Below are 24,697 nucleotides of genomic sequence, written 5' to 3'. Positions count from 1 at the left end.
GCTGCCGGTAGGTGCCGGCGGCGTGCCACGACATGCGGATGAACAGCGGGCCGTAGTGGCCCCAGTCGGCGGGCCACCAGTCCTGCGACGTGTGCATGACCTCGACGATGTCGGCCTTGACGGCCTCGAAGTCCAGCTGCGCGACGGCCTTCTTGTAGTCGAAGTCGTCGTCGCCGAGCGGGTCGGACTCGCGCGAGGTCTTCGTGAGCACGGACAGGTCGACCTGGTTCGGCCACCAGTCGCGGTTGCTGCGCGGCCGCTGCCCGGTGTGGGGGCTCGGGCCGGCGAGGGCGGGGTTCTCGCTCTCGCTCCGGCTCGCGGTGCTGTCGGTGCCCTGCGGGCTCGCGGACGAGTCGCGGGGCTTCGGGTCGGCCACGGCCGGGTTCTCGCTCTCGGGGGGCACGTCAGGTCCTTCCTCGGGGGGACGCCGGTCCGGGCGGGCCGGCCTGGTGGTGGGTGTGTCTGGGGTCTGGTCGGTGGGGGGCGCGCTCAGCGGCCCGCGGGCGGGGACTGGCAGGCGGGGCAGAGGCCCCAGTAGACGACCTCGGCCTCCTGGATCTGGAAGCCGCCGTCGTCGGAGGCGGTCAGGCAGGGGGTCTCGCCGATCGCGCAGTCGACGTCGCGTACCGCGCCGCAGACGCGGCACACGAGGTGATGGTGGTTGTCACCCACCCGTGCCTCGTAGCGGGCGACCGAGCCCGCCGGCTGGATGCGGCGGACCAGGCCCACGTCGGTGAGGACGCGCAGGACGTCGTAGACGGCCTGGTGCGACACCGACCCGAGCCGCGCCCGGGTGGCCGCGATCAGGGTCTCGGTGTCGGCGTGCGGGTGCTCGTGCACCGCCGACAGCACGGCCTTGCGCGGCGCGGTGACACGCAGCGCCGCATCACGGAGGGAACGCTCGATCTGCGCGCTGCTCTGCACGACACCGATCTCAGCACGAAGAACGGACTGGATCAAGTCCAGAAGAGGGATCGGGTGAAGAACGATGGTTCGGTCACGCACTCCACCGGTACCGAGCGCGTCGCCGTATCGTGACGCGCCTCCCGACGGGGGAGGATGGAGCGTGACCGGGAGAGGAGGGGAGCGTGACCGAGGAGGAGCTCGTCGTCGAGTTCGCGCTCGCCCGGCTGGACAACCCCGGGCTGGACCTCGAGGAGATCGCGGCGCTGGTGGTGCGCCGGGCCGGGTCAGAGCGCATGCTCCAGTTCGCCTCGCAGAACCTCGCGACCCGCGGCGAGCTGCGCGGGGCGCTGTTCGAGTCGGCGGTGGAACACGTCCTGCGGGTGGTGCTCTCCCTGCGGGACGGCGGGGACTGACGCCGTTCCGTCGGCCGAGCCCGTCAGCCGTCCGTCAGGTCCTGCCGCGGGAGCGCGCCGAGGGACTCGAAGGCCGCCCGGTACGGGGCGGCGTCGCCCCGCTCCGTCCACCGCTCGAGCTGGGCCGCCGAGCGCCGCGTCATCAGCAGCCGGGCCAGGTCGAAGTCCGGGGCGCGGATCAGCACCGGGGCCTTGTCGACGGTGCCGGTGGGGGTCCACCGCCACGTCTCGCCGACCAGGGCGACCGACGGGCCCGCGGGCAGCCGGTCGGCCAGCCGCCCCGCGAAGCGGTCCCGGACGGCCCACAGCCCCGGGGTGTCCCGGGCGCCGGGCGCGTGCAGCGCCCCGCGCAGGTCCTGCTCGTGGATGATCACGTCGCCGAGCGGGCGGGCGCCGTGGTCCCGCATCCACCTCCGCAGCGGCTCGGCGACCTCGTGCCACTCGGCCACGAGCTCGGCGACCGTGCGCCCGCGGCGCTTCTGCACCTGCGCGGCCGTCCACGTCGCGTTGTGGTCGTCCGGCTCGTCGCCCGCGACGACGTCCGCCCCGAGGCCGACCATGTGCGAGAACAGGTCGCGCACCGTCCAGTCCGGGCAGGCCGGCACCCGCACCTCCGGGTCGGGCGCGCCGGAGACCAGCTCGACGACCCGCTGCTGGGCCTGTGTCCACTCGTCGATCGGGTCCACGTCCGGGAGCCAACCATCCGACGGAGGTCCGCGCGAGCGCGTGTCGAGACCCCGCGGCCGGCTCCGACCACCTCCCGACGGCACCGTTCTCACCACAGGAGGCCCGATGGACTTCGCGCGGCACTGCACCGAGATCGTGACCCAGACCGACCTGCTCACGCGCGACGCCGCCGGCGCCGACCTGCGCGCGCCCGTGCCCTCCTGCCCGGGCTGGAGCCTCGGCGCGCTCCTCCGGCACGTCGACGGCGGGCACCGCTGGGCCGAGGAGATCGTGCGGACCCGCGCCACCGGCTTCCTCGACGACGCGGTCGTGCGGGACGTCCTGGGCGACGACGGCGGCCCGCTGCCCGCCGGCCGGTTGCGCGAGGGCGCCGCCGGGCTCGCGGCCACCCTGCGCGCCGCCGGTCCCGGTACCGCGGTCTGGGGCCCTTTCCACTTCCGCAGCACCACCTTCTGGGCCCGCCGCTTCGCCCACGAGACGCTGGTGCACCGGGCCGACGCCGCCCTCGCCGCGGGCACCCCGTTCGTCGTGGATCCCGAGGTGGCGCTCGACGCCGTCGACGAGTGGATGGAGCTCGACGTCCTTCCGCAGCACTTCGAGCTGCGCCCGGAGAAGCGCGAACTGCTCGGGGCCGGCCGGACCCTCGCGCTGGAGGCGACGGACGTCGGCGCGGCGTGGTCGGTCGACCTGACCGGCCCGGTCCTCAGCTGGCGGCGCGGGGCGGGCGGCGCCGCCGTGACCGTCCGGGCGCCCCTCACGGAGCTGCTCCTGCTGGTCTACCGCCGGCGCGACCGGGAGGGCCTCGAGGTCGCCGGGGACGCCGCGCTCCTCGACCTGTGGCTGCGCCACGTCGCCTTCGGATGAGCCCCTTCCGCGTGAGGTTCGCACCGTTCGGCGCCTGCGGGTGACCGGCCGCGGCGCCGGCGTTTCCCGTGTGGGTGTGCGGGCGTTGGACCTGATGCCGGCCGCCGACCGAGATCAACTCAGCGTGACCGGGCAACCCCGGAGGGTGTGTGGACGTCTTCCTCGCGGAAGGCCACCACACCGACACGAGGAGCGGCAGGCTTTGGGTACGCGGCGCTTCGCATCAGCCACCCGCACACGCACCGGCACACGCAGGACGGTCCTCGCGACCGTCGTGGCCGCGATCGGGCTCGGCGGCGCCCTGGTCGCCGGTCCCGCCTTCGCCGAGTCGCCCGCCGCGCAGCGGGCGCACGCGGAGCCGCTGGTCGAGGGCACGCCCTGCTCGGTCTCGGCCAGGGCGTGCGTGGACCTCGAGTCCCAGCGGGCCTGGCTGATCCAGGACGGGAAGGTCACGCGCGGCCCGGTCCGCATCTCGTCCGGCGGCAACGGCCAGGAGACCCCGATCGGGCACTCGCTGCGCGTCTACCGCAAGGAGAAGGACCACCTGAGCCAGGAGTCCCGGCTGCCCAACGGTGACCCGGCCCCGATGCCGTGGTCGGTGTTCTTCAACGACGGCGGCATCGCCTTCCACTCCGGCAGCCCCGACCGGTCCTCCGCCGGATGCATTCACCTGGAGCCGGCCGACGCCGAGGCGTGGTTCGGCTACCTGCAGATCGGCGACATGGTGCAGGTGGTGAAGGCGTCGGAGGAGATGGCGGCGCGCACCCCGCAGCCGGCCCCGGCCCAGCAGTAGTCCCGCCCCGGCGGTCCTCACCGGCGTCGCCCTGACACGCGGAAGCGGCCCGGCCCTCCCCGGGCCGGGCCGCTGCTCAGGGGGATCAGCCCGCGTCGACCGCCACCGCGTCGGCGGGTGCGGGGCGCGTGCGACGGCCACCGACGAAGCCGGTGCCGTAGGCCACCGCGATGGCCGCGGCCACCACGAGGTCCCAGCTCAGGCAGGCGATCGTGTACGGCTCGGGCGCGAAGGCGCGGCCCGGACCGATGTTGTGCAGCACGATGTCCCACACCGGGTGCAGCGCCCAGGCCGCCGCCAGCCAGTACGGCGAGCGCCGGACGCCGAGCACGGCCATCCCGCCGTAGATCAGGATGCCGACGACCTCGGCGGCCAGCCAGCCCCCGCCGGCGTCGCCCCGGGCGGCGAACACGACGTAGAACACGGCCGCGGCGATCAGCACGCCGGCGAGCAGGAGGCGTCCGGCGACGTCGCGGACGTAGCGGGACAGGGCGATGCCGACGAGCGACCAGAAGGCGCCGCCGACGGCACCCTCGACGAGCAGTTCGACCACCATGATCGGTTCCTTCCGGGAGCGGTCGCCGGGTGTCCGACCCGGCGCGGGGACGGGGACGGGTCAGGACCGGGCCGGGCAGTGGCCGGTGTACTCGGCGCGGCGCAGCAGCATCGCCGCGGCCATCGCGGGCAGCATCAGCACGTGGCCGCCGACCATGACGGTGCCCGCGGAGATCAGGCCGGCCCACAGCGGCGGGAACAGCACGAGGAACGGCAGGTACATCGAGGCGGCCATCTCGAGGGTCGCCCGCCACCCGTGGCCGCGGAAGCGCATCCACGCGCACATCGCGACGGACATGTTCGTGGCCATGATCAGGGCCGCCGGCTCGGTGGCGTGGAGCACCGGCGCCACGCCGAGGGCGTCGCCGGCCAGGGACCACAGCGGGCCGAGGGCGACCATCCCGACGATCATCGCCACGACCATCTCCAGGTAGTGGCGGACGAAGTGGCCGGTCGGGGTGGTGGGGCGGAGCAGCGTCTTCACGAGGAACTCCCGGTGTCAGGGGACGGAGGACGGGTTCGGGGTGCGGTCAGGGCGCGCAGCGGTGACCGGCGCGGGCGACGGCGGCGCGCACCCGCTCCGGGGCGGCGGCACCGGACACGCGCACGGTCCGGGCGGGCAGGTCGACCTCGACGGCGGTGACGCCGGCGACGTCGCCGACCCCGGCCGAGACGGCGCGGACGCAGTGCTCGCAGGTCATGTCCGGCACGCGCAGCTCGAGTACTCCCACGGCGACGATCCCTCCTCCGGTCGCGTCCGCCGTTCGGACGCCTGGGAGAAGGGTCGGCGGGACCGCTGTCCGGCCGCTGTCCCGGCGCTGTCCGGGCCGGCCAGGTCGGGACAGGCCCGCGGTCGGGTCAGTCCCCGCAGATCAGCGGGCCGGGACCCGTGCGGCGCCCGTCGGCCACGGCCTCGGCGAAGGCCTGTTCCCCGAGCACCGCCCGCGCGGCGGACCCGGCGCGGTCCACGTCCTCCCGCTCGACGGCGTCGGCCGGGTGCCCGGTCCGGTCCCGGTCGGCCGCGGCCGCCCCCAGCAGCCGGGCGGCACGGGCGGCACGGGCGGCCCCGCCCCGGGCGACGGCCACGCAGGCCAGTCCCTCGAGCACGGCGGGTCGGGCGGCGGCGCCCCCGAGCTCGAGCGCGCGGCGGTGGGTGCGGTCCGCGGGGTCGAGCTCGCCGGACAGCTCGAGCACGTGCCCCAGCTGGACGGCCAGCGCGGCCGCGAGCCCGCCGATCCCGGCGGTCACCAGGTGCTCGACCGCCGCGCCGAGCGCGCAGCGGGCGTCGGCCAGGTCGCCGCGGCGGCGCGCGACGAAGCCGCGGACCAGCGCCGCGAACTCCGCGCCCGGGCCCGCGCCGANGCGCCGCGAACTCCGCGCCCGGGCCCGCGCCGAGCGGCTGCGCGGTCTCCTCGGCCTCCGCGCACCGCTGCACGGCGCGGTCGCGGTCGCCGAGGAGCAGGGCGCAGTAGGCCAGCTCGGCCTGCATCCACTGCAGGGTCAGCAGCAGCCCGAGCTCGGCGGCGAGCCGGGCCGACCGCTCGATCAGCGGCACGGCCTCGGCGGGCCGCCCCGACAGGCGCACCGCGGTGCCGTGGTGGCCCAGCACCGCCGAGTGGCCCCATCGGTCGCCGAGGCGCGTGAAGCCCTCCGCCGCCCGCACGGCGAGCCGCTCGGCCTCGGCGAGCGGGACCGATCCGGTCCGGAACCCGATCTCGGCGCGGACGAAGGTGGCCAGGGCGAGCCCCCACTCGTCGCCGGCGCGGTGCAGAGCCTGCTCGGCCGCGGTCAGCAACTCCTCGGCGCCCGCCGGGTCGGCCCCGGTCACGCCCTCGACCGCCAGTAGGATCCGCGCGTAGGTCGCGGGCCCGGCCGCGCCGGCCTCCTCGGCCGCGGCCAGGCTCACCGCCGCCTCCCGCGCGCACCGCGGACTGGGGTGCACCACGCACGCGCCCGGCCGCCACACCAGGGATGCCGCCTGATGGGCCACCGCGCGGGCGGCGGGCGAGCCGCCGCCCCCGGCATCGTCCTTCGCGCCCTCGACCGCACCGAGCACGCCGTCGACGACGCGCCGGCCCTCGTCGTGGCGGCCGAAGTACCACCACCAGCCCAGCGCCCCGACCAGCCGCAGGGCGACGTCCGGGGCATCGACGACATGGTCGAGCGCCCACGCCAGCGCCGCGTCGACGTTGTCCCGCTCGGCCCGCAGCCGCGCGAGCGCGGTGTGCTGGTCGCGGCCCCGTAGCAGCGGTGCGGCGGCCTCGGCGACCGCCAGCACCGCCTCGGCGTGCCGGCGGGCGAACAGGGGCCGCTCACCGGCCTCGTCGAGCCGGCGCGCCGCGTAGGCGCGCACGGTCTCCAGCATCCGGAACCGGCCGTCACCGCCGTGGGCGTCGACGACCAGTGACCGGGCGACGAGCCGGCCGAGCACGTCCAGCACCGCCTCCACCGGCAGCGGGTCGCCCGCGCAGGCCGCCTCCGCCTCCTCCAGGGTCCAGCTGCCGCGGAACACGGCGAGGCGCCGGAACAGGACCCGCTCCTCGTCGTCGAGCAGGGCGTGGCTCCAGTCGAGCGTGGCCTGCAGGGTCCGGTGCCGCGCGGCCGCCGTCCGCGGGCCGGCGGTGAGCAGCGCGAAGCGGTCCGAGAGGCGCTCGGCGATCCGGTCCACCGGGAGCACGGCGACCCGGGCCGCGGCGAGCTCGAGCGCCAGCGGCAGCCCGTCGAGCCGCCGGCAGATCTCGGCGACCGGCCCGAGCGTCGTGTCGTCCAGGACGAAGGCCGGGCTGGCCGCCCACGCCCGCTCGGCGAACAGCCGGACCGCGTCGTTCGCGGCCAGCTCGGCCGGGGCCGCGCCGACCGGCGGCACCGGCAGCGGGCGCACCGGCAGCTGTACCTCGCCGGGCACCGCCAGCGCCTCCCGGCTGCTGGCCAGCACGTGCACCGAGGGGCACCCCGCCAGCAGGCGCTCCAGCAGGACCGCGCAGGCGTCCACGACGTGCTCGCAGTTGTCGACCACGAGCAGCAGGCGGCTGCCGCGCAGCGCGCCCACCAGCCGTTCCGCCGGATCGACGGCGGCGTCGCCGGCCAGCCCCAGCGCGTCGACGACGGCGGCCGGGACCCGGGCCGGGTCCTCCACCCCGGCCAGCTCCACCAGCACGACGCCGTCGGGGAAGCGGTCGGACACGGTGCGCGCGGCCTCGGTGGCCAGCGTCGTCTTCCCGGCCCCTCCGGGCCCGGTCAGCGTGACCAGCCGCCGGTCCCGGCACAGGTGCGCCACCCGCTCCAGCTCCTCGCCGCGCCCCAGCACGGCGGTCAGCCGCGCGGGCAGCGGCGCGGAGGGGCGCACGTCGGCGACGGCGGGCGGGTCCAGGTCCGGGTGCCGGCGCAGGACCGCGTCGTGCAGGGCCTCCAGCTCGGGGGAGGGGTCCAGCCCGAGCTCGTCGGCCAGCGCGCGGCGGAGATCGGCGTAGGCCTCCAGCGCCTCGGCCTGCCGTCCCGCGCGGAACAGGGCGGTCATCTGGTGCGCGCGCAGCCGCTCGCGCAGCGGGTGGGCGGCCACCAGCGGTTCCACCTCCGCGAGGACCTCGGCGTGCCGCCCGGCCGCCAGCCGCAACCGGGCGCGCTCCTCGACCGCGGTCAGCCGGAGCTCCGCGAGCCGGGCCTGCTCGGGAGCCGCCCAGCCCTCCCCGGCGTACTCCGCCAGGGCTTCGCCGCGCCACAGCGCGAGCGCCTCGGTGTAGAGCGCCTCCGCACGGTCCTCGTCGGCGCGGCGGGCCTGCTCCACCAGCTCGGACGCCCGCAACGCGTCCACCCGCGCGGGCTCGACGTCGAGCACGTACCCGGGCGCCCGGGTCACGACGACGCCGGGCGCTCCCGCCGCAGCCAGGGCCCGGCGCAACTTCGAGACCCGGGTCTGCAGCGCGTTGCCGGGGTCCTCGGGGAGCCGGTCGCCCCACAGGTCGTCGATCAACCCGCTGGCCGGGACCGGGCGCCCGGCCCGCAGGGCCAGCAGCGCGAGCAGGGCCCGTTCCCCGCTGCGGCCGACGGTGCACTCCGCCCCGCCCACCACGACGCTGACCGGGCCGAGGAGCCGTACCTCGATCATCGGCGCGGGCCGGCGGTCGCGTGCGAGGACCTCACGGCGACAACCAACCACGCCGCGGCCCGGCGGAGCCAGCTCCGTGAGGACGGCCACGGCGGTTGACACGGATACCTGGACTCTCCATTATTGGGGAGCGACGCTATCTGCTATCTGAGGAGGACCCTGATGGTGAGGACGGACGGCCGGCGGATGACCCACCACCACGACGGCGAGCTGGTGGTCTTCCACATCGGCATGACGATCAACCGGTGGTGGCGGGTGGACCAGTGGCTGCCGACCCTGCTGGCCATGGGCCCGATGCTGCGGGAGCTGTCGCGCGACCCCGACTCTGGACTGCTCGGCTTCCGGGCGCTGCTCGGTGCCGGGGGACCCACCGTGATCCAGTACTGGAGGTCGGTCGACGAGCTCTACGCCTACGCGAGCGACCGCACGGCGACGCACCGGCCGGCATGGGCCGCGTTCAACCGGCGGGCGCGGAAGGCCCCGGGTGTCGTCGGCGTGTGGCACGAGACGTACCGGGTGGCGGGAGCCGAGAGCGTGTACGTGGGCACACCGGAGCTGGGACTGGCCAGGGCGACCCGTCGGGTCCCGGTGACCGCGCGCGGCGACGCCGCGCCGCAGCGGATGGCGGACGGCCGGACGGTCGCGTGAGCCGGTCCGGCCGGAGCGGGCCGACCGGAGGCTCCACCGGTTGGGTCCGGACGTGCGCTCCGGCCGAGGTCAGGCGGGGCTAACATCGTCGCGTGGGGACCATGACACCCGCGGTCGAGGACTACCTCAAGACGATCTTCCTGCTGTCCACGCGCGGGGAGGCCGTCACGACCGGTGCGCTCGCGAAGGAGCTGCAGGTGTCCTCGCCCTCGGTGTCGGCCATGGTCAAGCGGTTGGCGGACGGCGAGCTGGTCCGGCGCGGCCGCACCCTCACCCTCACCGCGGCCGGGGAGCGGGCCGCGCTGCGGGTCGTCCGGCGGCACCGGCTGCTGGAGACCTTCCTGGTCCGGGCCCTGGAGATGCCCTGGGACGAGGTGCACGAGGAGGCCGAGCAGCTCGAGCACGCGCTGAGCGACCGGCTGGAGGCGCGGATCGACGCCGCGCTGGGCCACCCCACGCACGACCCGCACGGCGATCCCATCCCGGGCCCGGCGGGCCGGCACGACGAGAGCTGGGGCCAGGCCCTCGCGGTCGCCCCGGAGGGGTGCCGCTTCGAGATCGAGCGGGTCTCGGACCGGCGCAGCGACGCCCTGCGTTACCTGGGCGAGCGCGGGCTGCGGCCGGGCGTGGTGGTGGAGGTCGAGGAGCAGGACCCGTACGGCGGACCGCGGTGGGTGCGGGTGTCGGGTGAGCGGGTCGCGCTGGCACCGTTGCTCACCGGGCTGATCCACGGCCGCGTCGTCCGCTAGGTCCGGAGCGGGGCCGCCCCGGGAGAGCCGACGCGCCGGCGGCCCTGGGGAGGGGCCGGCCGGCGCGTCGGAATGGGTGCGCCCGGTTCGGGGGATCCGGGCACCGTGGGGAGCGGACGCTCAGCCCGCGAGCGCGGCGATCTGCGAGGCGATGTCGCCCGTGGAGGGCGCCCCGAGGTCGCTGGTGGGCAGCGCGGTGTCCTGCGTGTCGAGGTCCTGGTCCGAGGTCGACGGCAGAGCCGGCAGGGCGGGCGGCTCGGGCACCTCCGGGCCGGCCAGCGGCAGCGAGGCCTGCGGGGTGGCGAGCTCGCCGCCGGTGGCCGGCAGGTGGTCCTGCACGGCCGCGGGCAGCTCCGGCAGCGCCGGGCCCTCGTGGGCCGCCTCGTGCGAGGCCGCCGGCAGCTCGCCCGCGGTGGAGCTGTTGCCGCTGCTGTCGAAGGAGACGTTCGGGGCCTCGAAGTTCGCGACCCCGGGCACCGTGAAGGAGCTGAAGTCCGTCGGCAGGCTCGGGGCGGAGTCGAGCGACGGGGCCTCCAGCGCCGGGGCCTCGGGTGCGGCCGCGGCCTCCGTGGGCAGCTCGGGCGTCGTCGGCAGGTCGGCGGCGAACGCCTGGCCGGCGAAGGCGGCGCCGAGGGCGGCGACACCGGCGACGGTGGCCGTCGTCGTGAGCGTGCGCCTGGCGAGACTGCTCATGGCTGGGGGGTCCTTCCGATCGGGGGTAACCGGATGTCGAACGTCGCTCGACTCGCGTGTGGATCTGCGGGGCCAACGAAGCCGCCGTTACCCGGTTGTGCCCTCGGGCGGCTCTTCACCCGATGCGGTGGCCACAAAGACGCAGGTCACACGCGTTTCACCACGTCGGGGGAGCGGCGGTGCTTGACGCGGCGAACATCTCGGTGCCGTCACGGCGGGCGGTGCCTCGACGTGGGCACGGTCCACTCGGGATGATCGGGCGCGTGGGTGTTCGGGGACTGCTCGCGGCCGGCGTCGGCACGGGGCTGGGACTGGTCGGGGCCGGCGCGGTCGGGGTCGGCCGGCACTACGCCGACGTGCTGCTCGACCCGGTGCGCGTCGTCGCCTATCCCGAGCGGGTGCTGCGCGCCGACGGCGATGCCGTGACCCTGGCCGGCAGCCGGCTCGTCCGGCAGCCCGGGGTGTGGGGCCTGCGCTGGGCGGACGGGCTCGCCGTGATCGGGCGGGTGCTCTCCGACGACCGGCACGGCGTCCGCCGGGTCCTGCTGTCCGGACCGGTGCCGCCGGAGGGGCCGGCCGTCGTCGACGCCGGGCCGTTCGACCCGGACCCGGGGGCGCGGGGCCTGGCGTTCGGCGAGGTGCAGGTGGCGACCCCGCTCGGCCCCGCACCCGCCTGGGAGGTCCCCGGACCGCGGGACGTCTGGGCGGTCGCGGTGCACGGCCGCGGCGGCCGCCGGCGCGAGGCCCTGCGGATCCTCCCGGTTCTGCACCGGCTCGGCCTGCCGACCCTGGTGATCAGCTACCGCAACGACGACGAGGCCCCGCCCAGCCCGGACGGCCGCTTCCACCTCGGCGACACCGAGTGGGAGGACCTCGAGGCCGCGGTCGGGTACGCGGTCGGGCGCGGGGCGCGGCGGATCGTGCTCGTCGGCTGGTCGATGGGCGCCGCGATCGGCGGGGCCTTCCTCGACCGCTCGCCCGCCGCCGAGCTGGTCGACGCCGTGGTGTGGGACGCCCCGCTGGTCGACTGGCGGGCGACCCTGCGCCGGCAGGCCCGCAACCGGCTGCTGCCGCCGCAGCTGATCCCGGTCGCGACGGCGATCACCCGCCGGCGGATCGGCATCGACTTCGACGACTTCGACCTGCTGCGCCACCCGCCGGCGCGCCGGCCGCCCACCCTGCTCGTGCACAGCACCCCGGACACGGCGGTGCCGGTCGGGCCCAGCCGCGCGCTGGCCGCCGCCGGCCGGGACCTGGGCTGGCCCATCCGGTACGTCGAGGTCGGCGGGGTGGAGCACACCGCCGCGTGGAACGCCGACCCCGAGCGCTACGAGCGCGCGGTCGCGGCGTTCCTCGCGGAGGTCCTGGCTCAGGAGTGACCGTTGCGGGCGGCCGCGGCCGGGGACTCCGCCTCGAGGCCGACGTCGCCGGGCGGGGTCGTGGCCGGCGGCTCGGTGACCGGCTCGACGGGCTGCGGCCGGCGGGACAGCACGACCCAGCCGGCGACGGACAGCGCCGTGACGAGCAGGCCCGCGACGATCCACCACCAGCGGCGCGGGGACGGGGTGCCGGGGTCGATCCGGGCGGCCAGCTCGCGCCGGGCCCGGAGCACGCCCTCGTCGAGCCGTTCGCGGGCCGTCGCCGCGGCGGCCCCGACGACCGCCTCGGCCCGGCCGGCGAGCCGGCCCGCCTTCTCGGCCAGGACCGGCAGGTTCTCCTCCACCGTGTCGACGACCTCGTGCGCGAGCTCCTCGACCGTCCCGCCCAGCTGGGACAACGACGACGACAGGGCGGCCTCCGCCCGGTCGCGGGCGCGGTCGAGCGACTCGCGCGTGCCGGTGGGAATGCTCGGGGCGTTCATACGGCCTCCGCTCGTGGTGTGCCGGGGTGGCGTGCCCCACCGACCCTGGCACGATGGACGACGTGACTGCACCAGCCAACTCGAAGCAGACCGCGACGCTGCGGACGTCCGAGGGCGACATCCGGATCATCCTCTTCCCGGACCACGCCCCCAAGACCGTGGAGAACTTCGTCGGCCTCGCGACCGGCAAGAAGGACTACTCGCAGCCGAACGCGGGGGGTGGCGACAGCGGGCCGTTCTACGACGGCTCGGTCTTCCACCGCGTGATCAGCGGCTTCATGATCCAGGGCGGCGACCCGACCGGCACCGGCCGCGGCGGGCCGGGCTACCAGTTCGGGGACGAGTTCCACCCCGAGCTGAAGTTCGACCGGCCGTACCTGCTGGCGATGGCGAACGCGGGCCCCGGCACCAACGGCTCGCAGTTCTTCATCACCGTGGGCCCGACGCCGCACCTCAACCGCCGGCACACCATCTTCGGCGAGGTGGCCGACGCGGAGTCGCGCGCCGTCGTCGACGCGATCGCGAACACCGCCACCGACCGGGCCGACCGGCCGCTCACGGACGTCGTGATCCAGCACATCGACGTCGAGTAGGACCCGAGTGACGTACCCCGCCGGACCGCCCGACCCCCCGCCGGAACCCACGGCCGCGCTGCCGGCCTGCGCCCGGCACCCGGACCGTCCGACGGGACTGCGGTGCACGCGCTGCGGCCGGCCCGCCTGCCCGGAGTGCCTGCGGGACGCGGCGGTCGGGCAGCAGTGCGTCGACTGCGTGTACCAGGGCAGCCGGGGCGTCCGGCGGGGAAGGACGGTGGCGGGTGCCGAACCCGGCGGCCGCCCGGTCGTCGTGCCGGTGCTCGTGGCGCTCAACGTGGCGCTGTTCGTGCTGACCGCGGCCCAGGCCCGCAGCATCGGGTCCAACGACGCCGCGCCGCTCTTCCGCGAGTGGGTGCTCGTGCCGGGCCTGGTGGCTACCGGCGACTGGTGGCGGCCCCTCACGGCCGGCTTCCTGCACTACGGGCCGCTGCACCTGGTCTTCAACATGCTGGCGCTGTGGGTGATCGGGCGGGAGCTCGAGCCCGTGCTGGGGCGGGTCCGCTTCCTCGCGGTCTACCTGGTGGCGCTGCTCGGCGGCGCGGCGGCCGTGATGCTCTTCTCCTCGCCCGCGTCGCTGGTGGCGGGTGCCTCGGGCGCCGTGTTCGGGCTGATGGGTTCGCTGTTCGTGGTCGCCCGGCGGTTGCGGGTCCCGACGGGCCAGGTCGTGGGCCTGGTCGTGGTGAACCTCGTGCTGAGCGTGGTCGTGCCCGGGATCTCGCTGGTCGGCCACCTGGGCGGGCTGGTGCTCGGGGCCGCCGCGACGGCCGCACTGGTGCACGTGCCGCCCGTGCGCAACCGCACCGGGCTGCAGGCCGGGGCCCTCGTGGTGCTCACGGTCGTGGTGCTCACGGTCATCGCCGGGCGGGCCGCGGCGGTCGCCTTCGTGTGACCGCGAGGGGCTCCGCCCTGACCGCGAGGACGGCCCGACCGGACGCGCCGGGTGGGCCGGGGAACGTCGTCGGTCCCCGGCCGCCGGACTCACTCCGGCTTGCTGCACCCGCAGCCGGTGGGGCAGCCGTCGGTCCCGCGCATCGGCGTCCTGGCGATCATGGGTGATCTCCCCTTCCTCGTCGGCACGTCGAGCGTAGGAAGGCGGTCGCCGCCGGGGCGAGCCTCCGGAGGTGGCACGCGCGCCCGCGCGGGCTCGGCGGAGGGTGAGGACCACTGGGCCGTCGGGGTGATCAGGACGGGAGACCGCTCCCTGACGGCCGATCAACCCCCCGATCGTCGATCGTGCACAGGACCGTCGCGGTCAGGAGCGGCTGGGGAGGTAGGGCCGCACGACCTCGGCGACGTCCTCGGGGTCCGCCCCGAGGTCCAGCCGGCCCAGGACGACGAGCCGCTCCTCGCCGCCGACCAGCAGGTCCAGCTCGAGCAGGCTCGTTTCGCGGCCGAACCGCCGGGTCCGCAGCACGCGCACCCGCTGTACGGCGGGCCAGTCGACCGAGCGCGTGCGGGTGAGGCTGCGCACCTCGAGCCCGTGGTGGTGCAGGGCGAGCCGCGGCCGGGCGATCGTGCCGACCAGCGCGGCGTACCCGAGCCCGAGCGCGGCGACCCCGGCGATGATCCGCCCGGCCGGGTCCGTGTCGCTCAGCAGCAGGGCCACGAGCCAGCCGAGGGCGGCCGCCGTGAGGACCCAGGCGAGCGCGACGAGCCCCGGAGCCGGGGCCCAGCGATGCTCACGCATGGTAGCTGTGAGAGTTGTCCACAGGGCTTGTCCACAGTGGGGATGAATCACACACTTGTAGTTTCCCTTGGTCACAGGCGTGCGAGAAGCCATATGGCCTGGATCACGCAGCGTGACCGGGTGAACGGTTAGCGCCAGCGCATCGACATCAGCAGGGCGATGACGATCAGCCCGAAGCCGACGAGGAAGTTCGCGCCGCCCAGCGCCTGCAGGAAGGGGATCGCGTCCCGCGCCAGGTAGTCGGTGATCAGCCAGGCCAGCCCGAGCAGGCCGACACCCAGCATGATGGCGACGTACGCGGGATGGGTCGGGCCCTGGAGCTTCACCGGCTTCCGGTCGCTCGCCGGCGGGGTGTAGGCGGCCTTCTTGCGGACCTTGGACTTCGGCATCGGGGACCTCGTGGAGCTTTCTACGGGTGACGCGGCGTGGTGCGCGCCCGTCGGGCGCACCGCTCGTGACCACCGTATCGGACGAGCCGACGACGTGGGCCCGACGAGAGCGCCGCGGCGGAGCTCAGACCTGGGCGGTGAGGGCGGCGACCTCGTCGCCGAGCCGGCGGACGAGCTCCTCCGGCACCTCGTGCCCGGCGCTCGCCAGCCAGTTGGCCAGCATCCGGTGCCCGCTCTCGGTGAGCACGGACTCGGGGTGGAACTGGACGCCCTCGATCGGCAGGTCCTTGTGCCGCACCGCCATGATCAGCCCGGTCTCGGTACGGCCGGTGACCTCGAGCTCGACCGGCAGCGTGTCCGGGCGGATCGCCAGCGAGTGGTACCGGGTGGCGGTGAACGGCTCCGGCAGCCCGCGCAGCACCCCGACACCCTCGTGGAACACCTGCGAGGTCTTGCCGTGCAGCAGCTCCGGCGCCCGCTCGACCACGCCGCCCCAGGCCACGCCGATCGCCTGGTGGCCGAGGCACACCCCGAGCAGCGGGAGGTTGCGGTCCCCGGCGGCCGTGATGACGTCGATGCTGCGGCCGGCCTCCTCGGGGATGCCGGGCCCGGGGCTGACCAGGACCGCGCCCACCTCGCCGAGCTCGTCCAGCCCGGCCGACAGCTCGTCGTTGCGCACGACGACCGGCTCGACGCCGAGCTGCGCCAGGTACTGCACGAGGTTGTAGACGAAGCTGTCGTAGTTGTCGACGACCAGGACGCGCATCAGTTCCCGCCTCCGAAGAATCCGCCGCCGGAGGCCTGGCCGACGGTCAGGGTCACGGTCTCGTCCGGGTCGACGGACTGCCCGGCCGACGGGTCCGACTTGACGACCCGGTTGTTCTGCGACTGGTCGGACACCTGCGTGGCCTGCAGCTGGTAGTTGCGGATGCCGGCCGCGCGCAGCTGGTCGACCGCGTCGTCGGCGGAGCGGCCGACGACGTCGGGCATCTGCACCTGGTTGCCGCGGGAGACCTGCAGCGTGATCGTGGTCCCCGGGGCGACGCGGGTGCCGGCCGAGGGGTTGGTGCCCACGACGGTGCCCTCACGGCCGCCGCCGTCGACGTTCTGGGTCTGCACGGAGCTGAACCCGGCGTTGGCCAGGGCCTGCTTGGCCTGGTCCTCGCTCTGGCCGCTGACGTCGGGCACCGCGACCGTGGTCTGCTTCGTGCCGACCACGACGGACACGGCGCTGCCGCCCGGCGCGTCCACCCCGGCCGCCGGCGACGACGAGAGGATCGTGCCGACCCGGCTGGAGTCCGAGGTCTCCTGGGTGGACTGCTCGCCCAGCTTGAGACCCCGCTGCTCGAGCAGCGCGGCGGCCTCCTCCGGGGTCTTGCCGGTCAGCGCCGGCACCGTGGCCGAGGCGGGCCCGCTGCCCACGAAGATCGTGACGCGGCTGCGCTCGGCGACCTGGACCCCGGAACCCGGGTCGGTGCGCGTGACCTTGTTCGTGAGCGCGACGTCCGAGGGCTCCTGCTTGAGGTCCACGAGCAGCCCGGCGTTGACCACCGCGGTGCGCGCGGCGTCGGGATCCTGGCCGACGACGTTCGGCACGGCGATCTGGTCGGGCTGGGCCGGCCCGCCCAGCACCTGGTAGCCGAAGAAGCCGATGAGCCCGAGCGCGGCGAGCACCGCGACGACGATCCCGACCGTGCGCCCCGTGCGTCGGCGCGGCTCCTCGTCCTCCCAGGCCTGCGGGGGCGGCGGCGGGGCGTGCCGGCCGCCGCCGGAGATCCGCCGGGTGGCGGCGGTCTGCTCGGCGAGCAGCGCGGTGCGCTCGTCCTCGCTCATCACCATCGGCGCGAGCGGCTGCTGGCCGTTGCGCACCCGGATCAGGTCCGCGCGCATCTCGGCGGCCGACTGGTACCGGTTGGCCGGGTTCTTCGACAGCGCCTTGAGCACGACGGCGTCGAGTGCCGGCGGGACCTGCGGGTTGACCTCCGACGGGCGCCGCGGGTCCTCCCGCACGTGCTGGTAGGCCACCGCGACCGGGGTGTCGCCGGTGAACGGCGGCTCGCCGGTGAGCAGCTCGAACAGTACGCAGCCGGCGGCGTAGACGTCCGACCGCGCGTCGACCTGCTCGCCGCGCGCCTGCTCGGGGGACAGGTACTGCGCGGTGCCGATGACGGCCGCGGTCTGCGTGACGTTCTGCCCCTCGCCGAGCGCGCGGGCGATGCCGAAGTCCATCACCTTCACCGCGCCGTTGCGGGTGATCATGACGTTCGCGGGCTTGACGTCCCGGTGGATGATGTGGTGCCGGTGGCTGAAGTCGAGCGCGGCGCAGACGTCCGCCATGACCTCGATGACCCGCTGCTGGGACAGCGGCCCGGTGGTCTTGACGATCTCGCGCAGCGTCTGGCCGTCGACGTACTCCATGACGATGTACGGCAGCGGGCCGAACTCGGTCTGGGTCTCGCCGGTGTCGTACACCGCGACGATCGCGGGGTGGTTCAGCGCCGCGGCGTTCTGCGCCTCCCGGCGGAAGCGCAGCTGGAACTGGGGGTCGCGCGCGAGGTCGGCGCGCAGCACCTTGATCGCGACGTCCCGGCCGAGCCGGGTGTCCGTCCCGCGGTGGACCTCGGACATGCCGCCGTAGCCGAGCGTGTCGCCCAGCTGGTAGCGCTCGGAGAGCAGCTTGGGGGTGGTCATCGGGTCCGGTTCCTGAGGGGGTGGGGGGCGGGTCTCATCATGCCCGGGCCGGGTGCCGTCGCGGCCCCCGGCCACCCCGGGCGTGCGCCGACCCGGCGACTGCGAGGGCTCACCGGACCTCCTCCGTGCGGGTCGGGGCGGCCGCGGGTCCCGGGGACCCGGCCGGTGCCGCCGGACGGGCGAGGACGGCCACCTGGCCCGACACGCTACCTGTACCGGTTCCCGGCTGCCCCGCGGTCGGGACGGTCCCGGTGGACGGTGCCGGGGCGTCGGCGAACAGCTTCGGCACCGTGAGCACCGCCACGACGACGGCGGCGACGATCAGCAGCACGAACGCCACGAGCAGCACCGTGCCGGTGCGGTTCGGCTGCTGCCGGGCGACCAGCTTCAGCGGCTCGGTGGGTGGCGCGGGCGCGACCGGCGGGCGCGGCGGGGGCGTGCGGGCCGCGGCTCCCGGGGTCGCCGGGCCGAGGGACGCTCCGGCAGAGGGACGGGGCGAGGGGCGGTCGGCCGTGGGGCGCGGCGTGCCGCCGGACGTCGGGGAGGGGGTCGGTGTACCCGGCGGCGTGGCGGTGCGGGCCGTCCCCGGGGAACGGGTGGGCGTCGGGGTCGGCCGGGCGGGCTCGACGCCCCGGGCCGGCGAACGCAGCGTGCCCGGCACGGCGGTGCCCGGTCCCGAGCGCACGTCCGCGGCGGCACGGTCGGGCGTGCCGCGGTCCGCCCCGCCACGGTCCGGCCCGCGGGTGGACGCGCCCCGGTCCGATCCCGCCCGGTCCGATCCCGCCCGGTCCGATCCCGCCCGTTCCGGGGCCGGGCGGTCCCGCTTCGGGCCGGCGGTGCGCGAGGCCGCCGCCGCCCGGTCCGAGCCCGTGTCCGGCATCGCTCGGCTGCTGCCGTTCCGGTCCGTGCCGTGTCGGTCCGAGTCGGTCCGGTTCGGGCCGTTCCGGTCGGTGCTGCTCCGGTCCGTTCCGCTCCGCACCGAGTCGGTTCGGTTCGGGCCGCTCCGGTCCGCGGTGCGCTGCGCCCCGGAGCCGGGCGCCCCGGGGCCGCCCGAGGACGAGACGGGGGAGGAGACGGGGGAGGAGACGGGGGAGGCGGGCGACACCGGAGGCAGGGAGGGCGCCGAGGACGGCCCGGACGGCGTCGCCGACGGGGAGGACGGCGTCGCCGGGGCGCTGCGGCTCCGGTCCCGGCCCCGCGCCGCACGCCGGTCCCGCTTGCTGCGCCGGCGATGGCTGGTCGGCGGGTCGGTCCCGGCGTCCGCGCCGCCCTCCGGTCCGGCGGAGGGCAGCCGCAGCCCCTGCGCGGCCAGGCGCGCCGGGGTCGGCAACGCCTCGCCCCGGCGGACGGCGGCGACCGCGGCGGCCAGCTCGGCGCCGTCGGCGTAGCGCCGGTTGGGGTCCTTGACCAGGATCGTCTCGATCAGCTGCCGGACCCGCCACGGCACCGAGTCCGGCAGCGGCGGCGGCTCGTCCCGGACCTGCATCATCGCGACCGCGACGGCGTTCTCCGCGCGGAAGGGCCGGTGGCCCGCCAGGCACTCGTAGCCGACGATGCCGAGCGAGTAGACGTCGCCCTCCGGCCCGGCCTCGCCGCCGCTGGCCTGCTCGGGCGCGATGTAGTGGGCCGTGCCCATGACCATGCCGGTGCGGGTGACCGGGACGGCGTTGGCGGCCTTGGCGATGCCGAAGTCCGTGAGCTTCACGGTGCCGTCGACGCGGATGAGGATGTTGCCCGGCTTGACGTCCCGGTGCACGAACCCGCGCTCGTGCGCCGCGTAGAGCGAGTGCGCGGCCTGCTCCATGATCCGCAGCGTCTCGGCGGGCTCCATCGGGCCACGCGCGATCACGGCGGACAGCGGCTCGCCGCGGACCAGCTCCATCACCAGGTAGGCCGTGCGCCGGCCGTCCTCGGTGACCTCGTCCTCGCCGTAGTCGTGGATGGAGGCGACGCCGGAGTGGTTGAGCGAGGCCACCGTGCGGGCCTCGATGCGGAAGCGGTGGAGGAACTCGTCGTCGTCCGAGAGCTCGCCGCGCAGCACCTTGACGGCCACGTGCCGGCCCAGCCGCTCGTCGAGCGCCTCCCAGACCTCGCCCATGCCGCCGACGGCGATCCGCCGCTCCAGCTTGTAGCGGTCGGCGATGAGCCGGCCCGCGGCGAGGGTGCCGGGGACCGGGAGGGGGCCGTTGCCCGCCGTCACTGGCCGCCCCGCAACGCCTCCGCGATCACGGCCCGGCCGATGGGTGCGGCGACGGACCCGCCGGTCGCCTCGAGGGCCCGGTCGCCGCCGTTCTCCACGAGCACGGCCACCGCGACCTGGGGGTCGTTGGCCGGGGCGAAGGCGACGTACCAGGCGTGCGGCGGGGTGTTCTTGGGGTCGGTGCCGTGCTCCGCGGTCCCGGTCTTCGACGCGATCTGGACGCCGGTGATCTTGCCGCCGCCCGAGGTGCGGGCCTCCGAGCCGAGCATCATGTCGGTGAGGGTGGCCGCCACGTTGGCCGGCATCGAGCGGCCGAGCCGGTCCGGTTCGGTGGTGTCGATGACGTCGAGGTCCGGCCCCTGCACCTCCTTGACGAGGTGCGGGGCCATGGTCTGCCCGCCGTTCGCGATCGACGCGACGATCATGGCGTTCTGCAGCGGGGTCAGCCGCACGTCCCGCTGGCCGATCGAGGACTGCTGCACCGCCGCGGTGTCCGGCAGGTCGCCGACGCCCGAGGCCGTGACCGGCATCGGGATGGACAGGTCGGAGCGGCCGATGCCGAACGCGTCCGCCTGGGCGCGCAGCTTGTCCGCCCCGAGCTCACCGCCGAGCTGGGCGAACGCCGTGTTGCACGAGCGGGCCAACGCCTCGCGCAGCGACGCGGTCTGGCCCGTGCCGCACTGGGTGCCGGCGTAGTTCTCCAGCGTGGTGTTCGTCCCGGTCAGCCTGATGTTCGGGGCCGCGGTGAGCTGGCTGTCCGGGGTGTAGCCGTTCTGCAGCGCGGCGGCCACGTCGACCAGCTTGAACGTCGAGCCGGGCGGGAAGGTCTGGTCGATCGCGCGGTTCGGCAGGGTCGCCGGGTCCGCGGCGTTGTCGGCCTTCCACGCCTGCTGCTGGGTCGCGGAGTTGTGGCTGGCCAGCGGGTTCGGGTCGAACGACGGCGTGGACACCATCGCCAGGATCTCGCCGGTCCTGGGCTGCAGGGCCACGACCGCGCCCTCGTAGCCCTTCTCGCTCATCTCCGCGTACGCCCGCTCCTGCACGGACGGCTTGACCGTGAGCACGACGTTGCCGCCGCTCGGGTCCCGGCCGGTGATCAGGTCGGAGAGCCGGCGGGCGAACAGCCGGTCGTCCGTGCCGTTGAGCACGGGGTCGGCGTAGCGCTCGATGCCGCTCGAGCTGTAGATCACCGAGTAGTAGCCGGTCAGCGGGGAGTAGGCCGGGCCGTCCGTGTACTGGCGTTGGTACTTGAGCCGGTCGTCCGTCTCCACGCTCTGCGCCAGCACCTGCCCGTCCGCGGAGATCTGCCCGCGCTTGCGGGCGTACTCGGCGAGCAGCACGCGCTGGTTGCGCGGGTCCTCGCGGTAGTCCCCGGCCTTGACGACCTGCACGTAGGTCAGGTTGCCGAGCAGCAGCAGGATCAGCGCCATCACGGCGATGGCGATCCGGCGGATCGGGGTGTTCACGGGCGGCCCCCGGTCGGGCCGGGGATCGGCCCGGTGGTGGGCCGCTGGACGAGTTCGGTGCCGGCGTCGGCGATCGGGACGGCGGGGGCGGCGGGCCGGCGCGTGAGCGGGGCCCGCGCCGCGTTCGAGATCCGCAGGAGCATCGCGACGAGAGCGTAGTTCGCCACGAGCGACGACCCGCCGTAGGACAGGAACGGCAGGGTCAGGCCGGTCAGCGGGATCAGCTTGGTGACGCCGCCGATGACCACGAAGATCTGCAGCGCGACCGCGAAGGACAGGCCGGTGGCCAGCAGCTTCCCGAAGCTGTCCCGCACCGCGAGCGCGCTGCGCAGGCCGCGGGTGATCAGCACCAGGTAGACGACGAGGATCGACGCCAGCCCGATCAGCCCGAGCTCCTCGCCGAGCGAGGACCAGATGAAGTCGCTCTCGGCGAAGGGCACCAGGTCCGGCCGCCCCGCCCCGAGGCCCGTCCCGCCGACGCCGCCGGTGCCGAGCCCGAACAGCGCCTGCGCGATCTGGTAGCCGCGGTTCTCGTAGTCCGAGAAGGGGTCCAGCCACACCTGCACGCGGACCTGCACGTGCCCGAACAGCTGGTAGGCGATCAGTGCGCCGACCACGAAGAACCCGAGGCCGATGAGCATCCAGGACACGCGCTCGGTGGCCGCGTACAGCAGCACGAGCAGGATCCCGAAGATCAGCAGGGAGGACCCGAGGTCCCGCTCGACCACGAGGACGCCGACCGACAGCCCCCACGCGACGAGCAGCGGCGCGAGGTCCCGGGCGCGCGGCAGCTCCATGCCGAGGAACCGGCGGCCGGCGGTGGAGAACAGGTCCCGCTTCTGCACCAGGAACGCGGAGAAGAAGATGATCAGCAGGATCTTGGCGAACTCGCCGGGCTGGATGCCGGCGCCGCCGACCCGGATCCACAGCTTCGCGCCGTTGACCTCGGAGATCGACGACGGCAGCAGGCCGGGCAGGGCCAGCAGGACCAGGCCGACCAGGCCGCAGGTGAAGCCGTAGCGCGCCAGCGTGCGGTGGTCGGAGACCCACCACAGCACGGCGATGAACAGCGCCAGCCCGACGGCCGTCCACAGGATCTGCTTGAACACCAGCGAGTCCGGGACGGGCTGGCCGAGCAGCGCCGCACGGTCCTGGTCGGCCAGGTCGAGCCGGTGGATCATCACCAGGCCCAGCCCGTTGAGCAGGGCCACCGAGGGCAGGATCAGCGGGTCCGCGTAGGGCGCGAAGCGCCGCACCGCGAGGTGCGCGAGCGTGAGCACCACCAGGTACGCCAGGCCCACGTAGAGCAGCGTCGGGGTGAGCTCCTGCTCCTGGTTCGCCTCCACCAGCACCAGCGCGCCGGTCACGATGATCGCGGCGAACACCAGCAGCAGCAGCTCGATGGTGCGTCCGGTGGGCAGCGCGGGGGCGCCCTCCCGGCCGTTCGCCCCGCCCGGCCGGGCCGCCGTCGACTCCGGGGCCGCCATCAGCTCGCCGGCCGGCAGGTCAAGCCCGGCTCGGGGGTGACGGTCGGCAGCGGAGTGGTGTCCGTCGGCGGCGCGTTCGGGTCCGGCGGGACGTTGGGATCGGGCTGTGCGGCGCCCGCGGCCGCGGGGGCCGGTGCGGTCGGCGTGGCCGGGGCGGGTTGCTCGGTGGGACAGACCGGCAGCATCCGGGAGTGGAGCCGGGCGACGGTGCCGCGGGCGCCGTCGAGCCCGTTCGAGGCGGGGATGCCGGCGGCGACCGTGCTGCGCGCGTCCTCGGGCAGGTCGGACAGCGTGATGTCCGTCCGCTCGGCGACGGTCTGCAACGGCACGCCCAGCACGCTCCCGCGCACCCCCTGGTAGATCACGACCTGCTCGGCCTCGGTCCCGACGTAGTACTGCTGCATCACCCAGCTGCGCGCCAGCCAGCCGCCCAGGGCGAGGAGCACGAGCAGCCCGGCGACGGCGATCCCGACGCGCACCGCCGTGCGGCGGTTCGGGCGGTCCGGCTGCGTGGGCGCCGCCGGCTCGACGCGGCGGGGCAGGGCCCGGGGGAGCGTCGTCGCCGAGGCCCGGGAGGCGGCCGTGTCGGCGCCGGCGATCCCGTCGTCGCTGCCGTCGCCCGCCGCGCCCCCGATGATCGGGGCGTCGTCGCCGTAGTCGACGTCGAGGACGTCCGCGACGATGCAGGTGATGTTGTCCGGGCCGCCGCCGCGCAGCGCGAGCTCGATGAGCCGGTCGGCGCACTCGCGCGGGTCGGCGTACTGGCGCAGCGTCTCGGCCAGCGTCTCGTCGCTCACCGGGCCGGACAGCCCGTCCGAGCAGAGCAGGTAGCGGTCGCCGGCGCGCGCCTCGCGGATGGTCAGCGACGGCTCGACCTCGGCCCCGGTGATCGCCCGCAGGAGCAGCGAGCGCTGCGGGTGGGTGTGCGCCTCGTCCTCGCTGATCCGGCCCTCGTCGATCAGCGACTGGACGAACGTGTCGTCCTTCGTGATCTGCGTGAACGCGCCGTCGCGCAGCTGGTAGCAGCGCGAGTCGCCGACGTGCACCAGGCCGAGCCGGTTGCCCGCGAACAGGATCGCGGTCAGCGTGGTGCCCATGCCCTCGAGGTCGGGGGACTCCGCGACGTGCCGGGTGATCGCCGCGTTGCCCTCGAAGGTGGCCTCGCGCAGCTCGGCCAGCAGGTCGTCGCCGGGCTGGTCCTCGTCGAGCGGGGCCAGCGCGGAGATGACCAGGGACGACGCCACCTCGCCGGCGGCGTGTCCACCCATCCCGTCCGCCAGGGCCAGCAGCCGCGGCCCGGCGTAGACCGCGTCCTGGTTGTTCTGCCGGACGAGCCCGCGATCGCTGCGGGCGGAGTAGCGCAGGACCAGCGTCATGAGCGCAGCTCGATCACCGTCTTGCCGATACGGACAGGGACCCCCAGGGGGACCCGGGTGGGTCCGGTGACCTTAGCCCGGTCCAGGTAGGTCCCGTTCGTCGACCCGAGGTCCTCGACGTACCACTCCTCGCCCTGCTGGCTGATCCGCGCGTGCCGGGTCGAGGCGTAGTCGTCGTCGAGCTTGAGGGTCGAGTCGTCCGCGCGGCCGACCAGGATCGGCCGCGAGTCCAGCGTGATCCGGGTGCCCGCCAGCGGCCCCTGGGTGACCAGCAGCTGCCGGGCGGTCCGGCTGCGGCCCGCCTTGGCGGCCACCCGGCCGCCGCCGGGCATGATCGCCCGCAGCCCGGAGGCCGCGTACAGGTCCGACCGCACCACCCGCAGCGCGACCAGCACGAACAGCCAGAGCAGGGCGAGGAAACCCGCTCTGGTCAGCTGCAGCACCAATTCGGGCACTCGCCGGGCACTCCGATCTCGTGAGGTGGGCAGGGGACACGGCAGGGACGGTGCAGCGTACCGACCCCGCCCGCAC

Annotated in this window: 24 protein-coding genes and 2 pseudogenes; 8 read left to right on the top strand and 18 right to left on the bottom strand. The window is 75.4% G+C overall.

What is annotated here, in order from left to right:
- Both ACFQH9_RS00945 and ACFQH9_RS00940 read right to left on the bottom strand, forming a co-directional pair.
- Positions 1-403 (bottom strand): annotated as a pseudogene (locus ACFQH9_RS00945) (catalase/peroxidase HPI); the annotation flags it as partial.
- 86 nt (positions 404-489) lie between these two features.
- Positions 490-924, bottom strand: a complete 435-nt coding sequence (locus ACFQH9_RS00940; protein ID WP_379563115.1) for a Fur family transcriptional regulator — start codon at positions 922-924, stop codon at positions 490-492.
- Positions 925-1,088: 164 nt separating this feature from the next.
- Here ACFQH9_RS00940 and ACFQH9_RS00935 point away from each other — a divergent pair, with 164 nt between their 5' ends.
- Positions 1,089-1,319: a hypothetical protein gene (locus ACFQH9_RS00935; RefSeq protein ID WP_379563113.1), complete on the top strand. Its 231-nt coding sequence runs from the start codon at positions 1,089-1,091 to the stop codon at positions 1,317-1,319.
- Between the two features lie 23 nt (positions 1,320-1,342).
- Here the strand turns inward: ACFQH9_RS00935 and ACFQH9_RS00930 are convergent, their stop codons facing one another.
- Entirely contained in the window at positions 1,343-2,005 is a 663-nt protein-coding gene (locus tag ACFQH9_RS00930) for a maleylpyruvate isomerase N-terminal domain-containing protein (protein WP_379563111.1), read from the bottom strand.
- 106 nt (positions 2,006-2,111) lie between these two features.
- Here ACFQH9_RS00930 and ACFQH9_RS00925 point away from each other — a divergent pair, with 106 nt between their 5' ends.
- Together ACFQH9_RS00925 and ACFQH9_RS00920 are read left to right on the top strand one after the other, a co-directional pair.
- On the top strand, positions 2,112-2,870 hold the full coding sequence (locus ACFQH9_RS00925; RefSeq protein WP_379563109.1) for a maleylpyruvate isomerase family mycothiol-dependent enzyme: 759 nt from the start codon (positions 2,112-2,114) through the stop codon (positions 2,868-2,870).
- A 274-nt stretch (positions 2,871-3,144) separates the two neighbouring features.
- The gene (locus ACFQH9_RS00920) at positions 3,145-3,663 is read left to right on the top strand and encodes a L,D-transpeptidase (protein WP_379563107.1); all 519 of its coding nucleotides are present in this window, start codon (positions 3,145-3,147) and stop codon (positions 3,661-3,663) included.
- 85 nt (positions 3,664-3,748) lie between these two features.
- Here ACFQH9_RS00920 and ACFQH9_RS00915 read toward each other — a convergent pair whose 3' ends face one another.
- Genes ACFQH9_RS00915 through ACFQH9_RS00900 form a run of 4 tightly spaced genes read right to left on the bottom strand, consistent with a single transcriptional unit; the run spans position 3,749 to position 8,323 of the window.
- A complete protein-coding gene (locus ACFQH9_RS00915) occupies positions 3,749-4,219 on the bottom strand; it encodes a DUF6010 family protein (RefSeq protein WP_379563105.1) in 471 nt (156 codons plus the stop codon).
- A gap of 60 nt (positions 4,220-4,279) precedes the next feature.
- The gene (locus ACFQH9_RS00910; protein ID WP_379563103.1) at positions 4,280-4,702 is read right to left on the bottom strand and encodes a hypothetical protein; all 423 of its coding nucleotides are present in this window, start codon (positions 4,700-4,702) and stop codon (positions 4,280-4,282) included.
- Positions 4,703-4,748: 46 nt separating this feature from the next.
- Positions 4,749-4,949 carry a heavy-metal-associated domain-containing protein gene (locus ACFQH9_RS00905; protein ID WP_379563101.1) on the bottom strand — a complete coding sequence of 67 codons (201 nt, stop codon included), beginning with the start codon at positions 4,947-4,949 and terminating at the stop codon, positions 4,749-4,751.
- On the bottom strand, positions 4,916-8,323 hold the full coding sequence (locus ACFQH9_RS00900; protein WP_379563099.1) for an ATP-binding protein: 3,408 nt from the start codon (positions 8,321-8,323) through the stop codon (positions 4,916-4,918). Before ACFQH9_RS00900 ends, ACFQH9_RS00905 begins: the two co-directional genes overlap by 34 nt.
- Before the next feature lie 162 nt (positions 8,324-8,485).
- On the opposite strand from ACFQH9_RS00900, the gene ACFQH9_RS00895 reads away from it, so the two are divergent.
- Both ACFQH9_RS00895 and ACFQH9_RS00890 read left to right on the top strand, forming a co-directional pair.
- Positions 8,486-8,971, top strand: coding sequence for a DUF4188 domain-containing protein (locus tag ACFQH9_RS00895; RefSeq protein WP_379563097.1), 486 nt, complete (start codon positions 8,486-8,488; stop codon positions 8,969-8,971).
- A gap of 101 nt (positions 8,972-9,072) precedes the next feature.
- Positions 9,073-9,720 carry a metal-dependent transcriptional regulator gene (locus ACFQH9_RS00890; protein ID WP_379563119.1) on the top strand — a complete coding sequence of 216 codons (648 nt, stop codon included), beginning with the start codon at positions 9,073-9,075 and terminating at the stop codon, positions 9,718-9,720.
- Between the two features lie 120 nt (positions 9,721-9,840).
- Here the strand turns inward: ACFQH9_RS00890 and ACFQH9_RS00885 are convergent, their stop codons facing one another.
- A complete protein-coding gene (locus tag ACFQH9_RS00885) occupies positions 9,841-10,413 on the bottom strand; it encodes a hypothetical protein (protein WP_379563095.1) in 573 nt (190 codons plus the stop codon).
- 263 nt (positions 10,414-10,676) lie between these two features.
- On the opposite strand from ACFQH9_RS00885, the gene ACFQH9_RS00880 reads away from it, so the two are divergent.
- Positions 10,677-11,792: an alpha/beta hydrolase family protein gene (locus tag ACFQH9_RS00880; protein ID WP_379563093.1), complete on the top strand. Its 1,116-nt coding sequence runs from the start codon at positions 10,677-10,679 to the stop codon at positions 11,790-11,792.
- Here ACFQH9_RS00880 and ACFQH9_RS00875 read toward each other — a convergent pair.
- Complete coding sequence (locus ACFQH9_RS00875; protein ID WP_379563091.1) at positions 11,783-12,274, bottom strand: hypothetical protein; 492 nt, start codon at positions 12,272-12,274, stop codon at positions 11,783-11,785. The two genes, ACFQH9_RS00880 and ACFQH9_RS00875, sit on opposite strands and share 10 nt — an antisense overlap.
- Before the next feature lie 53 nt (positions 12,275-12,327).
- Here ACFQH9_RS00875 and ACFQH9_RS00870 point away from each other — a divergent pair, with 53 nt between their 5' ends.
- Both ACFQH9_RS00870 and ACFQH9_RS00865 read left to right on the top strand, forming a co-directional pair.
- Complete coding sequence (locus ACFQH9_RS00870) at positions 12,328-12,867, top strand: peptidylprolyl isomerase (RefSeq protein ID WP_379563089.1); 540 nt, start codon at positions 12,328-12,330, stop codon at positions 12,865-12,867.
- 7 nt (positions 12,868-12,874) lie between these two features.
- The gene (locus ACFQH9_RS00865; RefSeq protein WP_379563087.1) at positions 12,875-13,759 is read left to right on the top strand and encodes a rhomboid family intramembrane serine protease; all 885 of its coding nucleotides are present in this window, start codon (positions 12,875-12,877) and stop codon (positions 13,757-13,759) included.
- 363 nt (positions 13,760-14,122) lie between these two features.
- On the opposite strand, the gene ACFQH9_RS00860 is transcribed toward ACFQH9_RS00865, so the two are convergent.
- The 9 genes and pseudogenes from ACFQH9_RS00860 to ACFQH9_RS00820 form a co-directional block, all read right to left on the bottom strand.
- Positions 14,123-14,557, bottom strand: coding sequence for a PH domain-containing protein (locus tag ACFQH9_RS00860; protein WP_379563085.1), 435 nt, complete (start codon positions 14,555-14,557; stop codon positions 14,123-14,125).
- A gap of 128 nt (positions 14,558-14,685) precedes the next feature.
- Positions 14,686-14,946, bottom strand: coding sequence for a cell division protein CrgA (locus ACFQH9_RS00855; protein WP_379563083.1), 261 nt, complete (start codon positions 14,944-14,946; stop codon positions 14,686-14,688).
- A gap of 124 nt (positions 14,947-15,070) precedes the next feature.
- Entirely contained in the window at positions 15,071-15,712 is a 642-nt protein-coding gene (locus ACFQH9_RS00850; protein ID WP_379563081.1) for an aminodeoxychorismate/anthranilate synthase component II, read from the bottom strand.
- Positions 15,712-17,637, bottom strand: coding sequence for a Stk1 family PASTA domain-containing Ser/Thr kinase (gene pknB, locus ACFQH9_RS00845; protein WP_379563079.1), 1,926 nt, complete (start codon positions 17,635-17,637; stop codon positions 15,712-15,714). Before pknB ends, ACFQH9_RS00850 begins: the two co-directional genes overlap by 1 nt.
- Positions 17,638-18,718: 1,081 nt before the next feature.
- Positions 18,719-19,837, bottom strand: a pseudogene (locus ACFQH9_RS00840) (serine/threonine-protein kinase); the annotation flags it as partial.
- Positions 19,834-21,303, bottom strand: coding sequence for a peptidoglycan D,D-transpeptidase FtsI family protein (locus tag ACFQH9_RS00835; RefSeq protein WP_379563077.1), 1,470 nt, complete (start codon positions 21,301-21,303; stop codon positions 19,834-19,836). The pseudogene ACFQH9_RS00840 and the gene ACFQH9_RS00835, both read right to left, overlap by 4 nt.
- Positions 21,300-22,790, bottom strand: coding sequence for an FtsW/RodA/SpoVE family cell cycle protein (locus tag ACFQH9_RS00830; protein WP_379563075.1), 1,491 nt, complete (start codon positions 22,788-22,790; stop codon positions 21,300-21,302). The genes ACFQH9_RS00835 and ACFQH9_RS00830 overlap by 4 nt, the downstream gene beginning before the upstream one ends.
- Positions 22,790-24,166: a PP2C family protein-serine/threonine phosphatase gene (locus ACFQH9_RS00825; protein WP_379563073.1), complete on the bottom strand. Its 1,377-nt coding sequence runs from the start codon at positions 24,164-24,166 to the stop codon at positions 22,790-22,792. Before ACFQH9_RS00825 ends, ACFQH9_RS00830 begins: the two co-directional genes overlap by 1 nt.
- Positions 24,163-24,621, bottom strand: a complete 459-nt coding sequence (locus ACFQH9_RS00820) for an FHA domain-containing protein FhaB/FipA (protein WP_345380624.1) — start codon at positions 24,619-24,621, stop codon at positions 24,163-24,165. The genes ACFQH9_RS00825 and ACFQH9_RS00820 overlap by 4 nt, the downstream gene beginning before the upstream one ends.
- Positions 24,622-24,697 lie beyond the last annotated feature (76 nt).

The sequence above is a fragment of the Pseudonocardia lutea genome (assembly GCF_042658055.1).
GTDB lineage: Bacteria > Actinomycetota > Actinomycetes > Mycobacteriales > Pseudonocardiaceae > Pseudonocardia > Pseudonocardia lutea.
The sequence above is the reverse complement of the archived record's forward strand: the minus strand, read 5'-3'. Positions and strand labels throughout refer to the sequence as shown.

Bases quoted from the DNA above. Each gene is read 5' to 3' on its own strand.
- ACFQH9_RS00925 (WP_379563109.1), top strand. From the start codon at position 2,112: ATGGACTTCGCGCGGCACTGCACCGAGATCGTGACCCAGACCGACCTG.
- ACFQH9_RS00915 (WP_379563105.1), bottom strand. From the start codon at position 4,219: ATGGTGGTCGAACTGCTCGTCGAGGGTGCCGTCGGCGGCGCCTTCTGG.
- ACFQH9_RS00895 (WP_379563097.1), top strand. From the start codon at position 8,486: ATGGTGAGGACGGACGGCCGGCGGATGACCCACCACCACGACGGCGAG.
- ACFQH9_RS00890 (WP_379563119.1), top strand. From the start codon at position 9,073: ATGACACCCGCGGTCGAGGACTACCTCAAGACGATCTTCCTGCTGTCC.
- ACFQH9_RS00885 (WP_379563095.1), bottom strand. From the start codon at position 10,413: ATGAGCAGTCTCGCCAGGCGCACGCTCACGACGACGGCCACCGTCGCC.
- ACFQH9_RS00875 (WP_379563091.1), bottom strand. From the start codon at position 12,274: ATGAACGCCCCGAGCATTCCCACCGGCACGCGCGAGTCGCTCGACCGC.
- ACFQH9_RS00870 (WP_379563089.1), top strand. From the start codon at position 12,328: ATGGACGACGTGACTGCACCAGCCAACTCGAAGCAGACCGCGACGCTG.
- ACFQH9_RS00860 (WP_379563085.1), bottom strand. From the start codon at position 14,557: ATGCGTGAGCATCGCTGGGCCCCGGCTCCGGGGCTCGTCGCGCTCGCC.
- ACFQH9_RS00855 (WP_379563083.1), bottom strand. From the start codon at position 14,946: ATGCCGAAGTCCAAGGTCCGCAAGAAGGCCGCCTACACCCCGCCGGCG.
- ACFQH9_RS00850 (WP_379563081.1), bottom strand. From the start codon at position 15,712: ATGCGCGTCCTGGTCGTCGACAACTACGACAGCTTCGTCTACAACCTC.
- pknB (WP_379563079.1), bottom strand. From the start codon at position 17,637: ATGACCACCCCCAAGCTGCTCTCCGAGCGCTACCAGCTGGGCGACACG.
- ACFQH9_RS00830 (WP_379563075.1), bottom strand. From the start codon at position 22,790: ATGGCGGCCCCGGAGTCGACGGCGGCCCGGCCGGGCGGGGCGAACGGC.
- ACFQH9_RS00825 (WP_379563073.1), bottom strand. From the start codon at position 24,166: ATGACGCTGGTCCTGCGCTACTCCGCCCGCAGCGATCGCGGGCTCGTC.